9 protein-coding genes are annotated in these 13879 nt (G+C 69.8%); 5 read left to right on the plus strand and 4 right to left on the minus strand.

What is annotated here, in order from left to right; genetic code table 11:
• Positions 1–85: 85 nt before the first annotated feature.
• The 4 genes from I4Q42_RS23645 to I4Q42_RS23660 form a co-directional block, all read right to left on the minus strand.
• Entirely contained in the window at positions 86–2440 is a 2355-nt protein-coding gene (locus I4Q42_RS23645; RefSeq protein ID WP_198578555.1) for a transketolase, read from the minus strand.
• A gap of 15 nt (positions 2441–2455) precedes the next feature.
• Positions 2456–5605, minus strand: a complete 3150-nt coding sequence (locus I4Q42_RS23650) for an efflux RND transporter permease subunit (RefSeq protein WP_198578556.1) — start codon at positions 5603–5605, stop codon at positions 2456–2458.
• A gap of 1 nt (position 5606) precedes the next feature.
• Positions 5607–6722: an efflux RND transporter periplasmic adaptor subunit gene (locus tag I4Q42_RS23655; RefSeq protein ID WP_198578557.1), complete on the minus strand. Its 1116-nt coding sequence runs from the start codon at positions 6720–6722 to the stop codon at positions 5607–5609.
• A 177-nt stretch (positions 6723–6899) separates the two neighbouring features.
• A complete protein-coding gene (locus tag I4Q42_RS23660; RefSeq protein WP_198578558.1) occupies positions 6900–7676 on the minus strand; it encodes a class II aldolase/adducin family protein in 777 nt (258 codons plus the stop codon).
• Positions 7677–7829: 153 nt separating this feature from the next.
• Here I4Q42_RS23660 and I4Q42_RS23665 point away from each other — a divergent pair, with 153 nt between their 5' ends.
• The 5 genes from I4Q42_RS23665 to I4Q42_RS23685 all read left to right on the plus strand — a co-directional run bounded on the left by I4Q42_RS23665 (position 7830) and on the right by I4Q42_RS23685 (position 13818).
• The gene (locus tag I4Q42_RS23665) at positions 7830–8498 is read left to right on the plus strand and encodes a DUF969 domain-containing protein (protein ID WP_198578559.1); all 669 of its coding nucleotides are present in this window, start codon (positions 7830–7832) and stop codon (positions 8496–8498) included.
• Entirely contained in the window at positions 8495–9448 is a 954-nt protein-coding gene (locus I4Q42_RS23670) for a DUF979 domain-containing protein (protein ID WP_198578560.1), read from the plus strand. The genes I4Q42_RS23665 and I4Q42_RS23670 overlap by 4 nt, the downstream gene beginning before the upstream one ends.
• A complete protein-coding gene (locus tag I4Q42_RS23675) occupies positions 9429–10418 on the plus strand; it encodes a DUF2891 domain-containing protein (RefSeq protein ID WP_198578561.1) in 990 nt (329 codons plus the stop codon). The genes I4Q42_RS23670 and I4Q42_RS23675 overlap by 20 nt, the downstream gene beginning before the upstream one ends.
• A gap of 182 nt (positions 10419–10600) precedes the next feature.
• On the plus strand, positions 10601–12949 hold the full coding sequence (ligA, locus tag I4Q42_RS23680; RefSeq protein WP_198578562.1) for an NAD-dependent DNA ligase LigA: 2349 nt from the start codon (positions 10601–10603) through the stop codon (positions 12947–12949).
• A complete protein-coding gene (locus I4Q42_RS23685) occupies positions 12949–13818 on the plus strand; it encodes an exonuclease domain-containing protein (protein WP_198578563.1) in 870 nt (289 codons plus the stop codon). Before ligA ends, I4Q42_RS23685 begins: the two co-directional genes overlap by 1 nt.
• Positions 13819–13879: the final 61 nt, after the last annotated feature.

Consider the following 13879-nt stretch of genomic DNA (forward strand, 5'->3'; position numbering starts at 1 on the left):
GCGGGGGAGGATCTCGAAGCGCCGAGCCAAGAAGATGCTCCCCCTCTGGGGGAGCTGTCGCGGAGCGACTGAGGGGGTCTCCCTCCTAAGCCAGCAGATCCGCGCAGGCGTCCAGCACCGCCTCCGCGTCCAGCCGATACTTGCCGTAGAGATCCGGCAGGTCCCCCGACTGGCCGAAGGTCTCCAGGCCCAGCGCCCGCAGGCGATGCCCGCGCACCGAGCCCAGCCACGACAGCGCCGTCGGCGCGCCGTCGATCAGGGTGACAAGGCCCGCCTCGCGCGGCAGGTCGGCCAGCAGCCGCTCCACCGTCGAGGTCCGCGCCGCGCCCTCGGTCCAGCGCGAGCGGCCCGCCGCCGTCCAGTCGCGATGCAGCACGTCCGGCGAGGTGACGGCCAGCAGGCCCGCCCCAGGCTCGTCCTCCAGCAGGGCCGCATGGGCTTCCAGCGCCTCGGGGGCCAGGGCCCCGCAATAAACCACGGCCAGCCGCGTGTCCGGCGCCGGCCGCTTCAGCCAATAGGCGCCCTCGACGACGCCGGCGCGCCAGGCGGCGTCCACGCGCTCGGCCTGGGCGATGGCGCGGGTGGAGAGGCGCAGATAGGTCGAGCTGCCGTCAGCAGCCTGGATCCGGTCGAAGGCGTGGGCCATCAGCACCGCGGTCTCGTCGGCGAAGGCCGGCTCGTAGCTGTCCAGCCCCGGCTGGCTCATGCCGATCAGGGGCGAGCCGATCGACTGGTGCGCGCCGCCTTCGGGGGCCAGCGTCAGGCCCGAAGGCGTGGCCACCAGCAGGAAACGGGCGTCCTGGTAACAAGCGTAGTTCAGGGCATCGAGGCCGCGGGCGATGAACGGGTCGTACAGCGTGCCGACCGGGAACAATCGCTCGCCGAACAGCGGCGCGGTCAGGCCCAGGGCCGCCAGGGCGATGAACAGGTTGTTCTCGGCGATGCCCAGCTCGACGTGCTGGCCGGTCTCGCCCATCGACCACACCTGGGCCGAAGGAATGCGCCGGCGCTTGAAGACGTCTTCGTGAGCCCGGCGATGGAACACGCCGCGCCGGTTCACGAAACCGCCGAGATTGGTCGACACCGTCACGTCCGGCGAGGTGGTCACCACACGGCCGGCGAACTCGTCCTTGCGGGCGGCGATGTCGAACATGACCTTGCCGAAGGCGGCCTGGGTCGACTGCTCGCCGGCGCCCCCAACCGCCGACAGCAGCTCATCCGCGCTCGGCGTGGCGACCACGGGAGCCTTGTGATTGCGCTCGACGGCGGCGGCGAAGGGCGCGCGGGCGACGAGGCCCTTCAGCGCCGTGCGCTCGGCCGACGACAGGCCCGACAGGGCGTCCCATTCCTCGCCCTCGACCACGCCCAGCCGCTCGCGCAGCTCGGCGATCTGGGTGGGGTTCATCAGGCCGGCGTGGTTGTCCTTGTGGCCCTGGAACGGCAGCCGCAGGCCCTTGACGGTGTAGGCGATGAAGAACCGGGGCGCATCGTCCCGCGAAGCCCGCTCGAAGGCCTCCAGGATCGTCTCCAGGCAGTGGCCGCCCAGCTCGGTCATCAGCTCGCCGAGATCGACGTCCTTGTAGGACGCCACCAGCGCCAGGGCGGCCGCGTCGCCGCTCAAGTCAGCCGTCAACCGCTCGCGCCAAGCCGCGCCGCCCTGGTAGCTGAGGGCCGCGTAGAGGTCGTTGGGGGCGGTCTCGATCCAGGCCTTCAGCGCCTTGCCGCCCGGCCGCTCGAAGGCTTCCCTCTGGCGCTTGGACCACTTCAGCGTCTCGACCGTCCAGCCGGCGGCCTCGAAGATCTCGCCGTAGCGGGTGAACATCCGGTCCTTGGTCGTCGCGTCCAGGCTCTGGCGGTTGTAGTCGACGATCCACCAGGTGTTTCGCAGGTCGTGCTTGCAGGCCTCGATCAGGGCCTCATAGATGTTGCCTTCGTCCAGCTCGGCGTCGCCCAGCAGCGAGATCATCCGGCCCATGGCTTCGGGCTTCACCGAACCGCGCGCGGCCAGATAGTCCTGGGCCAGCGAGGCGAAGGCCGTAACCGCCACGCCCAGCCCCACCGAGCCGGTCGAGAAGTCGACGTCGTCGATGTCCTTGGTGCGCGAGGGATAGGACTGCGCCCCGCCCAGGGCGCGGAAGCGCTTGAGGTTGTCGAGGGTCTGGCGGCCGAACAGGTGCTGGATGGCGTGGAACACCGGGCTGGCGTGCGGCTTGACCGCCACCCGATCCTGCGGCCGCAGCGCCTTCATGTAGAGCGCCGTCATCAGCGTGGTCATCGAGGCGCAGGAGGCCTGGTGGCCGCCCACCTTCAGCCCGTCGCGGCTTTCGCGCAGGTGGTTGGCGTTGTGGATCGTCCACGAGGCCAGCCAGAGAATGCGCTCCTCGAGACGCCGCAGCAGCGCGATTTCTTGCCGCCTGGCGGTCAGAGACCCGTCAGCCATGCTTCCTCACCCGTTTTATACGGGTGAGGTATGCCCCTCGCCCGCCTTTTCGCGCGCTTCATAGTCCTCGATCTGCCGCGCCGTCCACTCCGGAGATTTCGTGAAGCGCGCGAGCAGGTTGTAGAACACCGGCACGATGAACAGCGTTAGCAGGGTCGCGACGATCGCGCCGAAGAAGATCACCGCTCCGATCGTCTGACGGCTTCCCGCCCCCGCCCCTGTCCAGAGAAGCAGCGGCAGGGCGCCCATGGCCGTGGCGATCGAGGTCATGATGATCGGGCGCAGGCGCAGGGCCGCCGCCTCGATCACCGCCTCGGTGACCTTCAGCCCCTCGTCGCGCAGCTGGTTGGCGAACTCGACGATCAGGATTCCGTTCTTGGCGGCGATGCCGACCAGGATGATCAGGCCGATTTGGCTGTAGGTGTTGATCGTCGAACCGGCCATCAGCAGGCCAAACAGCCCGCCCAGCACCGCCAGCGGCACGGTCAGCATGATCACCGCCGGGTGGATCCAGCTTTCGAATTGCGCGGCCAGCACCAGGAACACCAGCAGCAACGCGAGGCCGAAGGCGATGGCGATGCCGCCCGAGCCTTCCAGATAGTCCTTGGCCTGGCCGCCCCACTTGACGCTGACGCCTGGGGTCGGATGGGCCGCGGCCTGGGCCTGGAAGAAGCTGACCGCGTCCTCGACCGTGTAACCGGGCGACAGCTGGGTGGTCAGGGTCACCGAGCGCAGGCGGTCGACGCGCGGACGGTCGGGCGTGTCGCCCCGCAGCTGCGTCTTGACCACCGTCGACAGCGGCACCAGCCCCCCGGCGTTGGTGCGCACCTGCAGCCGGTCGAGGTCGGCGACGCTGCGGCGCTGGTCGAGGTTGGTCTGCAGGATGACGTCGTATTCCTGGCCGTTCTTGATGTAGGTCGTCACCTGGCGCGAGCCGAACATGGTCTCCAGCGCCCGGCCCACGGCCTGGGCCGAGACGCCGAGGCTGGCGGCCTTGTCGAGGTCGATCTGCACCGACAGGCGCGGCGCGGTCGGCTCGTAGTCGATGCGCGGACGCGAGAAGCCCGGATTGGCTTGGGAGGCGTCGAGGATCGGCTTCAACCAGTTGGCCAGCTGGACGTAGTCGTTGCCGACGGCGATCAGGTCGACGTTCGTCCCGCCGCCACCGCCGCCGCCCCCGCCGCGCTGGAAGGCGCCGCGCACGCTGGCCACGGCCCGCACGCCGGTGATGCCCGACAGGCTCTTGTTCAGCTCGGCCGCCACCTGGTCGGCGGTCTTGTCGCGCTCGCCCCAGCCCTTCAGCACCACGACGCCGTTGCCGGAGTTGAACTGGCTCTGGCCAAAGCGCGGGATGGTCAGGATGGTGCGCTCGGCGACGCCGTCCTCACGGTAACGGGCCATGATCTTCTCGATCCGGGCGCCGATGCCGGCGGTGTAGTCGAAGCCGGCCCCTTCGGGCGCGCTGATCGAGATGTCGACGCGGCCGCGGTCCTCGGCCGGCACCAGTTCCTTGGGCAGGCTGACGAACAGCAGGGCCGCGAAGCCGGCCAGCAGGATCACCGCCCCGCCGGCGGCGAGGGTCGCGACACGTCCGCCGCCCAGCAGGCCTTCCAGCGAATGGCGATAGCTGTCGCGCAGGCGGTCCATCGCCCAGTCCATGCGCTTGTTGAACCAGCCGCCGCCGTGGGCGGGCTTCAGCAGCTTGGAGGCCATCATCGGCGACAGGCTCAGCGCCAGCAAGGCCGAGAAGGCCACGGCCGCGGCGATGGCCACGGCCAGCTCGACGAACAGCCGGCCGATATAGCCGGGCAGGAACATCAGCGGTGCGAACACCGAGATCAGCACGATGGTCGTGGCGACGACGGCGAAGAACACCTGCCGCGAGCCGCGCTGGGCGGCGATCACCGGCGGCTCGCCCTCGTCCACACGCCGCTGGATGTTCTCGACCACGACGATGGCGTCGTCGACCACCAGGCCCACGGCCAGCACCAGGGCCAGCAGGGTCAGGAGGTTCAGCGAGAAACCCAGCGGGGCCAGGATGATGAAGGTCGACAGGATGCAGATCGGCGCGACGATCGACGGGATCAGGGCCGAACGCCAGCTGCCCAGGAAGATCAGATTGACCAGGGCCACCAGGGCGATCGACATGCCCATGGTGATCCACACCTCGTGGATGGCCTCGGCGGTGAACACCGAGTTGTCCACGGCCACCACCAGCTTGGTGCCGGGCGGCAGGGTCTGGTTGATGACCGCGACCTCCTTGGCCACGGCCTTGGAGATGGCCACGTCGTTGGCCTGAGACTGACGGGTCAGGCCGATGCCGACCTGGTCGACGCCGTTGCCGCGGAACAGGCGCCGGCGCTCGTCCGGGCCTTCCTCGATGCGGGCCACGTCGCCCAGGCGCAGCACGAAGCCGCTGGAGTCCGCCGCGCGGATCGGAAGGCGCGCGAAGTCCTCGGGCTTGGCGTAGGCGCGGGCCACGCGGATGGTGAAGTCCTTGGCGCTGCTTTCCAGCGAGCCGGCCGGCAATTCCAGGTTCTGGGCGTTCAGCGCGTCCTCGACGTCGCTGACGGTGACGCCGCGCGCGGCCAGGGCGTTGGCGTCCAGCCAGATGCGCATGGCGTAGATCTTGGCCCCGAACAGGTTGGCCTGGGCCACTCCGTCGATCGTCGACATCCGCTCGACCAGATAGCGGTCGGCGTAGTCGGCCAGCTCCAGCGGATCGAGCGTGGTCGAGGTCAGGTTCAGGATGATGATCGGCGAGCTGTCGGCGTTGGCCTTGGCGATCTGCGGCGGGTCGGCCTGGTCGGGCAGGTTGGCCGACACCCGGCTGACGGCGTCGCGCACGTCGTTGGCGGCGGCGTCCAGGTCACGGTCCAGGCGGAAGGTGATGCTGATCTGCGAGCGGCCGTCGCGCGAGCTGCTGTTGACCCGATCGATGCCCTGGATGCCGGCCACCTGGCGCTCGATCACCTGGGTGATGCGCTCTTCGATGACCTCGGCCGAGGCGCCCTGGTAGGCGGTCGAGATCGACACCACCGGCGGGTCGACGTTCGGCAGTTCGCGGATCGGCAGCGAGCCGAAGGCGGCCAGGCCGATGACGCAGAGGATGATCGCCGCGACGGCGGCGAAGACCGGGCGGCGGACGGAGATGTCGGACAGCATGTCAGCCGGCCTTACGGTCTTGGCCGGGCTTGCCGCCCTGGCCCGCCGGCTTGTTCACGTCGCGCACGGCCGCGCCGTCCTGCACGCGGTTGAGGCCGTCGGCCACGATCACGTCGCCGGCCTTCAGGCCCGAGCGGATCTCGACGAAGCCGTTGGCCGAGAGGCCGGTGGTCACGTTGGTGCGGCGGGCGACATGGCCCTTGTCGCCCTTGGCGACGACGAACACCGAGGCCTGCTGGCCCTCGAACTGCACGGCGGCTTCCGGAGCGGCCAGGCCCTGGCGCTGGCCCTGGTCGATGGCGACCTTGACCAGCATGCCAGGCTTCAGCCGGCCGCCGGGATTGGGGAATTCGGCCCGGGCCTTGATGGCGCGGGTGGCCTCGTCGATGCGGGTGTCGATCTGGGCGATGCGGCCCTGGAAGGTCTCGCCCGGCAGGGAGTCGGGTTCGGCCCGGATCGCCAGGCCCTCGCGCAGGGTGGCGAGATAGCGGTCCGGCACGGCGAAGTCGACGCGCACCACCGCGGCGTCGTCGAGGCTGACGATGGCCGTGCCCGGCGCGATCAGCGTGCCCGGCGCGACGTCGGAAATGCCCACCCGGCCGGCGAACGGCGCGCGGATCACGCGGTCCAGCCGCTGGGCCTTGGCCGAGGCCACGCTCGCCTTGGCCGTCTCGTAGGCGGCCTGGTACTGCTCGGCCGTGGCGCGCGGGGCGATGCCCTTGTCGGCCAGGGTCCGCCAGCGCTGATAGTTGCGCTCGGCCTGGTTCAGATTGGCCTGGGCCTCGGCGATGTCGGCGTTTTCCTGGTCGTCCTTCAGGGTCACCAGCACCTGGCCGCGCGACACCTGCTGGCCGTCGCGGAAGTGGACGGCGGTGATCATCTCGGTGGTGTTGGAGGTGATGGTCACCGACTGGCGGCCCTTGGCCACGCCCAGCACCTCGATGCGGTCGGTGAACGGCCGCTGGCCGACCTGAACCTGCGAGACGGCCGTGGCGCGACCGCCCTGGCCGCCTTGCCCCTCGGCCTTGCCGCCAAGCAGCAGCTTGGCTCCGCCGGCCACGATCATCAGAACCACGGCGACGCCGGCCGCCATGAGGAAGAAGTGCCTGCGGATCACTAAGTACGCTCCGGCGCCGATGATGATCGGCCTCAAAGTCTAGGTTTGGGGCGACATATGACCGCAGCCTAGACCCGCGTCTAGTGACACTAGGATTACGTCACATTTCAACTTTGAAACACTTTTGCGGCGACGCTTTGACGTAACGCCGGTCGTCAAAACGTCGCCGTAATAGTCTCAGGCCGCGTAGCCTGGGGACTCCCGATCCAGCTGCCGCAGACAGCCCGGCCAGGCCAGCCCCGCGATCATGCCTAGCCCCATGCCAGTCTGGCTGCGCACCTCGGCCTGGGCCGCCTCCGGAGCGAGCAGCACGTGCTCGCGTCCTGCGCTCAGGGCCATCACCTGCTGGGCGCAGGCCCGCTCCAGGAAGAACATCCCCAGCCAGCACTCGGCCGCCGTGCGGCCCGTCGATAGAGTGCCGTGATTGCGCAGCAGCATCAGCCGCTTGTCGCCCAGATCGGACACCAGCCGCTCGCGCTCATCGAGGTTCAGGGCAATGCCCTCGTAGTCGTGATAGGCCAGTTGCGGCGTCACGATCAGGGCGTGCTGGCTCAGCGGCAGCAGGCCCTCGGCATGGGCGGCCACCGCCACGCCCTGGTCGCTGTGCAGGTGCATGACGAACTGGGCGTCCTCGCGCGCGGCGTGGATGGCCGAGTGGATCGTGAAGCCCGCCGGATTGATGAAATAGGGCGTCTTGTCGATGACGTTCCCTTCCAGATCCACCTTCACCAGGCACGAGGCGGTCATCTCGCCGAAGAACATGCCGTACGGGTTGATCAGGAAGTGGTGCTCGGGTCCCGGGATCCGGGCCGAGATGTGGGTGAAGATCATGTCGTCCCAGCCGTGCAGGGCGACCAGGCGATAGAGGGCCGCCAGGTCGACCCGGGCCTGCCACTCGGCCTCGCTGACGTGATCCTTGATCGATGCGGCGATCGCGCCGGTTCCGTCGGCCATGACGCTTGCTCCCGTATATTATCGTTGTTCTCTCTCGACCCTCGCGCCGACGGGCGCAGACGTCAAGCGACCCGCGTTAGACGGGATCGGACTTGCCAGCGCCCTTCCCCCGTCGGACGGTCCTTGCGGATTCGAAGACGGGGGATGGGCGTCATGTTGCCCTTGATCGGCGTGGGCGTGATCGTCCTGGGCTTCGCGCTGCGGTTCAATCCGCTGCTGGTGGTCGTGTGCGCCGCCATGGCCTCGGGCCTGGCCGCCGGCCTCGGCCCGCTGGAGGTGCTGGCCGCCTTTGGAAAAGCGTTCAACCAGAACCGCTATGTCAGCATCGTCTGGGTGATCCTGCCGGCCATCGGCGTGCTCGAGCGATCGGGCCTGCAGGAGCGGGCCCGCACGGCGATCCGGGCCATGAAGGCCGCCACCGCCGGGCGGATCCTGGTCGTCTATCTGCTGGCCCGGCAGCTGACCGCGGCGCTGGGCCTGATCTCTATCGCCGGCCACGCCCAGACCGTCCGCCCGCTGGTCGCCCCGATGGCCGAAGCGGCAGCCGAAGGCCAGGCGCCGCTCGACGAGGCGACCCGCGACGAGGTCAAGGCGATGAGCGCGGCCACCGACAATGTCGGCGTGTTCTTCGGCGAGGACATCTTCATGGCCATCGGCTCGATCCTGCTGATCGTCGGCTTCCTCGACCAGAACGGCTTGATCGTGGAACCGCTGCACCTGTCGGTCTGGGCCATCCCCACGGCGATCGCCGCCTTCCTGGTGCACGGCGCCAGGCTGCTGCTGTTCGACCGCAAGCTCTCCAAGCGGGGGTCGCAAGCATGATCGGCCTGCCGCTCGTCTATCTGCTGGCCGGGGCCATGTTCGCCGCCTTCGCCGTCATGAGCGCCGGCGACAAGGCCAACTCCAAGCGCTGGGGCAACGCCGCCTTCTGGGGCCTGTTCGCGATCAGCTTCCTTTTCGGCGACCGCCTGGGCGACCTCGGCAACGGCTTTCTCGTCGTCGCCCTGGCCCTGCTGGCCGGCACGGGCCGCCTCGGCGTGGGCCAGCCGGCGACCACCAGCGGCGAGGAGCGTGCGCAACTGGCCCAGCGCTTCGGCCTCAAGCTGTTCCTGCCGGCCCTGCTGATCCCGATCATCGTCCTTCTCGGCACCTTCGCCTTCAAGGCCCTGACCTGGAAGGGCCAGCACCTCGTCGATCCCAAGCAGGCGACGCTGGTTTCCCTGGCCATCGCCGCCGTGGTCGCCGCGATCCTGGCCCAGCGCCTGTTCAAGCAGCCGGCCAGCGCGCCCTTGCAGGAGGGCCGCCGGCTGATCGACCTGGTCGGCTGGGCCGCCATGCTGCCGCAGATGCTGGCGGCGCTGGGCGCGGTCTTCGCCCTGGCCGGCGTGGGCCAAACCATCGGCGACATCACCCTGGCCATCACCCCGATCGACAGCCGCCTCGCCGTGGTCGTCGCCTACTGCCTGGGCATGGCGCTGTTCACGGTGATGATGGGCAATGCCTTCGCCGCCTTTCCGGTGATGACGGCCGGCATCGGCCTGCCGCTGGTGATCGGCCGCTTCGGCGGCGATCCGGCCATGGTCTGCGCCATCGGCATGCTGTCGGGCTTCTGCGGCACCCTGCTGACGCCCCTGGCCGCCAACTTCAACCTCGTCCCCGCCGCCCTCCTCCAGCTCAAGAACCGCTACGCCGTCATCCGCGCCCAGGCGCCGACGGCGGTGCTGATGCTGCTGATCAACATGGTCCTGATGTATGTCCTCGCCTTCCGCTGAGACCGCTTCGCGCTTCGCCCAGGCCGCCCTCGGCCACGTGGTCCGCGAATATCCCAACAAGCTCGACCACGTGATGGCCGGCGAGGCCGCCGCCCAGGGCCCCCGCGCCCTGCACCCGATCTTCTACGGCAGCTTCGACTGGCACTCCTGCGTCCACGGCTACTGGACCCTGGCCACCCTGCTGCGCCTGCATCCGGACCTGCCCGAAGCCCCCGCCATCCGCGCCCAGTTCGATGACGCCTTCACCGCCGACAAGGTCGCCGCCGAGGTCGCCTATCTCGCCCACCCCGAAAGCCGCGGCTTCGAGCGTCCCTACGGTTGGGCCTGGCTCTTGAAGCTGCAAGCCGAACTGCTGGCCCACGACGCCCCCTGGGCCGCAACCATGCAGCCGCTCGCCGACGCCTTCGTCGCCCGTTTCCAAGCCTTCCTGCCGATCGCCGACTATCCGATCCGGGCCGGCACGCACTTCAACACCGCCTTCGCCCTGGCCCTGGCCGCCGACTACACCGACGCGACCGGCGACGCCGACTTCCGCGCCCTGCTCGCGGCCAAGGCCGCCGCCTGGTACGGGCAGGACCAAGCCTGCCAGGCCTGGGAGCCGTCGGGCGACGACTTCCTCTCCCCCGCCCTGGTCGAGGCCCTGGCCATGCGCCGGCTCCAGCCGGAGAGCTTCGCGACCTGGTTCGCCGCCTTCCTGCCCGACCTCGCCGAGCGCCGCCCCGCCACCCTGTTTTCCCCGCCCAAGGTCAGCGACCGCACCGACGGCAAGATCGCCCACCTCGACGGCCTGTCCCTGTCAAGAGCCTGGTGCTGGCGCGCCGTCGCCAAAGACGCCCCGCCGGAAGTGGCGGCGGTGGCGCTCGAAGCCGCCGACCTGCACCTGGCCACCGCCCTGCCTCACGTCACCGGCGACTACATGGGCGAGCACTGGCTGGCGAGCTTCGCCCTGCTGGCCATGCTGGAGGGGTGACGCAAAAAGGAACCTCCCCCTGTGGGGGAGGCGATCGCGCAGCGATCGGTGGGGGGCGTAGCTGCACGGTCGGCCAGCGCGTCGAAAGCTGAAAACTTCCCCCCACCGGCCTTCGGCCGCCTCCCCCACGGGGGGAGGTTCCTCTACTGTGCCCCGCCGCCCGCAACCGGATTCGCCTGCCCGTGTCTCAGATCCCCGTCGCCGACCTCACCGAAGCCCAAGCCGTCGAGGAACTCGAACGCCTCGCCGACGCCTTGGCCGGCCACGATCTGCGCTACTTCCAGGACGACGCCCCGACGATCGACGACGCCGAATACGACGCCCTCAAGCGCCGCAACCTCGACATTGAGGCGCGTTTCCCCCAGCACATCCGTGAAAACTCTCCGTCGTTGAAGGTCGGCGCCGCGCGGTCGGCGCAGTTCTCACCGGTCGAGCACGGCGTGCCGATGCTCAGCCTCGACAACGCCTTCTCCAACGACGAGGCGACCGAGTTCGACGCCCGCATCCGCCGCTTCCTGCGCCTGACGCCCGACGAGCCGGTGTTCTATACCGCCGAGCCCAAGATCGACGGCCTGTCAGCCTCGATCCGCTACGAGAAGGGCGTGCTGGTCCAGGGCGCCACGCGCGGCGACGGCCGCGTCGGCGAGGACGTCACGGCCAACCTCAAGACCATCGCCGACATCCCGCACAAGCTGAAGGGCTCGGGCTGGCCCGAGGTCATCGAGATCCGCGGCGAGGTCTATGTCGAGCTCGAAGCCTTCGCGGCCTTCAACCGGGCCGCCGAGGAAGCCGGTTCGCGCACCTACGCCAACCCGCGCAACTTCGCCGCCGGCTCGCTGCGCCAGATCGACCCGAAGATCAGCGCCACGCGGCCGCTGCGCTTCTTCGGCTACGCCTGGGGCTTGGCCTCCGAGCCCTTCGCCGCCAGCCAGTGGGAAGCGCTGGAAAAGCTGGAGGAATGGGGTTTCGTCACCACCGCTCCGCCGGCCCAGAAGGTCGAGGGCGCCCAGGGCCTGCTCGACGTCTACGCCCATTTCGAAACCCTGCGCCCGCAACTGCCCTTCGACATCGACGGCGTCGTCTACAAGGTCGACGACCTGGAGCGGCAGCGCCGCCTGGGCTTCGTCTCGCGATCGCCCCGCTGGGCCATCGCCCGCAAGTTCCCCGCCCAGCGCGCCAAGACCATCCTGGAAGCCATCGACATCCAGGTCGGCCGCACCGGCGCGCATACTCCGGTCGCGCGGCTGAAGCCCGTCACCGTCGGCGGCGTCTCGGTGACCAACGCCACCCTGCACAACGCCGATGAGATCGCCCGCCTCGACGTGCGCATCGGCGACACCGTCGTGCTGCAACGGGCCGGCGACGTGATCCCGCAGATCGTCGAGGTCGACGTCGAGGCCCGTCCGGAAGGCGCGGCTCCCTACGAATTCCCGCACGTCTGCGAGTGCCCGCTGAAGACGGCCCTGACCCAGGAGATCAACGCCAACGGCGTGGAGTCCGTGGTCCGCCGCTGCACCGGGGAGTTCGCCTGCCCATTCCAGCGCGTCGAGCACCTGCGCCACTTCGTTTCCCGCCGCGCCTTCGACATCGAGGGCCTGGGCGAAAAGCAGCTGCAAGCCTTCTTCGAGGAAGGCTGGATCAAGGAGCCGGCCGACATCTTCGCCCTGGCCCGCGACGAGGAGAAACTGGCGGCCCTGCGCGAACGCGACGGCTACGGCGAGACCTCGGTCAAGAACCTGATCGCCGGCATCGACGCCCGTCGCACCATCGGCCTGGACCGGATGATCTACGGCCTGGGCGCCCGTGACATCGGCGAGACCACCTCGACCGTGCTGGCCCGCCACTTCGACCAGTTCGCCGACCTGCAGGCCGCCTCTGAGGCCGCCGCCAAGGGTTTGCCGGGCGCGACCTATCTGGAGCTGTCGACCGCCGCCGGCGTCGGCCCCAAGGCGCTGGACCTGCTGGTCGAGGCCGGCCGCGCCGGCGTGCCCGCCGATCCCTGGCCGCAGTCGGAAGACCTGGAGCTGAAAATCGGCCAGGTCGTGCCCAAGCTGACCAAGCCGGCCCGCGCGGCCCTGGCTCAGCGCTACGGAACCTGGGACGCCTTCGCGCAGGGGCTGGCCGAAGCCGCCAAGGGCGCGCCGGGCGAGGACTATCTGCACCTGGCCGCCGTCGACGGCGTTGGCCCGGTCGCCGCCCAGTCCCTGGCCCGCTTCTTCGCCGAAGAGCACAACCGCCAGAAGGTCGAGAACCTGCTGGCCCAGCTCGACGTCCAGGCGGTGGCCAAGCCCAAGACCGACACCGCCGTGGCCGGCAAGACCGTGGTCTTCACCGGCGCGCTGGAGAAGATGACCCGCGACGAAGCCAAGGCCCAGGCCGAGGCCCTCGGCGCCAAGGTCGCCTCCTCGGTCTCCAAGAAGACCCACCTGGTCGTGGCCGGCCCCGGCGCCGGCTCCAAGCTCAAGGCCGCCCAGGACCTCGGCATCCAGGTGATGACCGAGGACGAGTGGCTGGCCCTGGTGGCCGGCTGATGAAGGTCGTCGCCATCGACTTCGAGACGGCCAACGAGACCCGGTCAAGCCCCTGCTCGATCGGTCTGGCCTGGATCGAGGACGGCGCGGTCGCCAGCGTCGACCACCACTACATCCGGCCGTGGGACATGCGATTCGCGCCGTTCAACATCGCCTTCCACGGCATCGGCCCCAGGCACGTGCAGGACGCCGACGAGTTCCCCGCCGTGCTCGACCGGCTGCGGGGCGACCTCGACGGCGCCCTGGTGCTGGCCCACAACGCCGCCTTCGACGTCAGCGTCATCCGCCGCACCTGCGAGCACTACGGGATCTCGCCGCCGGCCTTCGACTACCTGTGCACGGTGCAGGTCGCGCGCCTGGCCTGGCCCGACCTGCCTTCGCACAAGCTGAACGTGGTCGGCCGCCACCTGGGCGTCGACTTCAAGCACCACGACGCGGCCGGCGACGCCTATGCCTGCGGAAAGGTGGCCCTGGCCGCCGCCATGGAGCATGGCGCGAACCGCATCCACGACCTGCCGTCTCGCCTCGGCCTGACGCTGGGCCGTCTCGACCGCGACAGCTACGCGCCGTCCCAGGCCCCTCGCCTGCCCAAGCGCCCCGTCCGGCCGCCGCCCCGCCTGCTGCCGCCCGGCGCCGAGCAGCGCCTGGCCGGCCGCACGGTGGTGTTCACCGGCCAGCTCGACACCATGAGCCGCGGCGAAGCCCAGGGCCTGGCCGCCGCCATGAGCGCCCGGGTTGTGCTGTCCATGAGCCGCAAGGTCGACCTCGTCATCGCCGGCCCCGGCGCGGGCGCCAAGCTGCGGACGGCCGAGGCCATGGGCGTGCAGGTGATGCGCGAGGAGGAGTGGCTGGCGCTGGTCGCCCACTGATCCCTCTCCCCTTGCGGGAGAGGGTGGCCCGCGAAGCGGGTCGGGTGAGGGGTCGAAAACC

Origin of the sequence: Caulobacter hibisci, assembly GCF_016135805.1 — a bacterium.
In the GTDB taxonomy this organism is placed as follows: Bacteria; Pseudomonadota; Alphaproteobacteria; order Caulobacterales; family Caulobacteraceae; genus Caulobacter; species Caulobacter hibisci.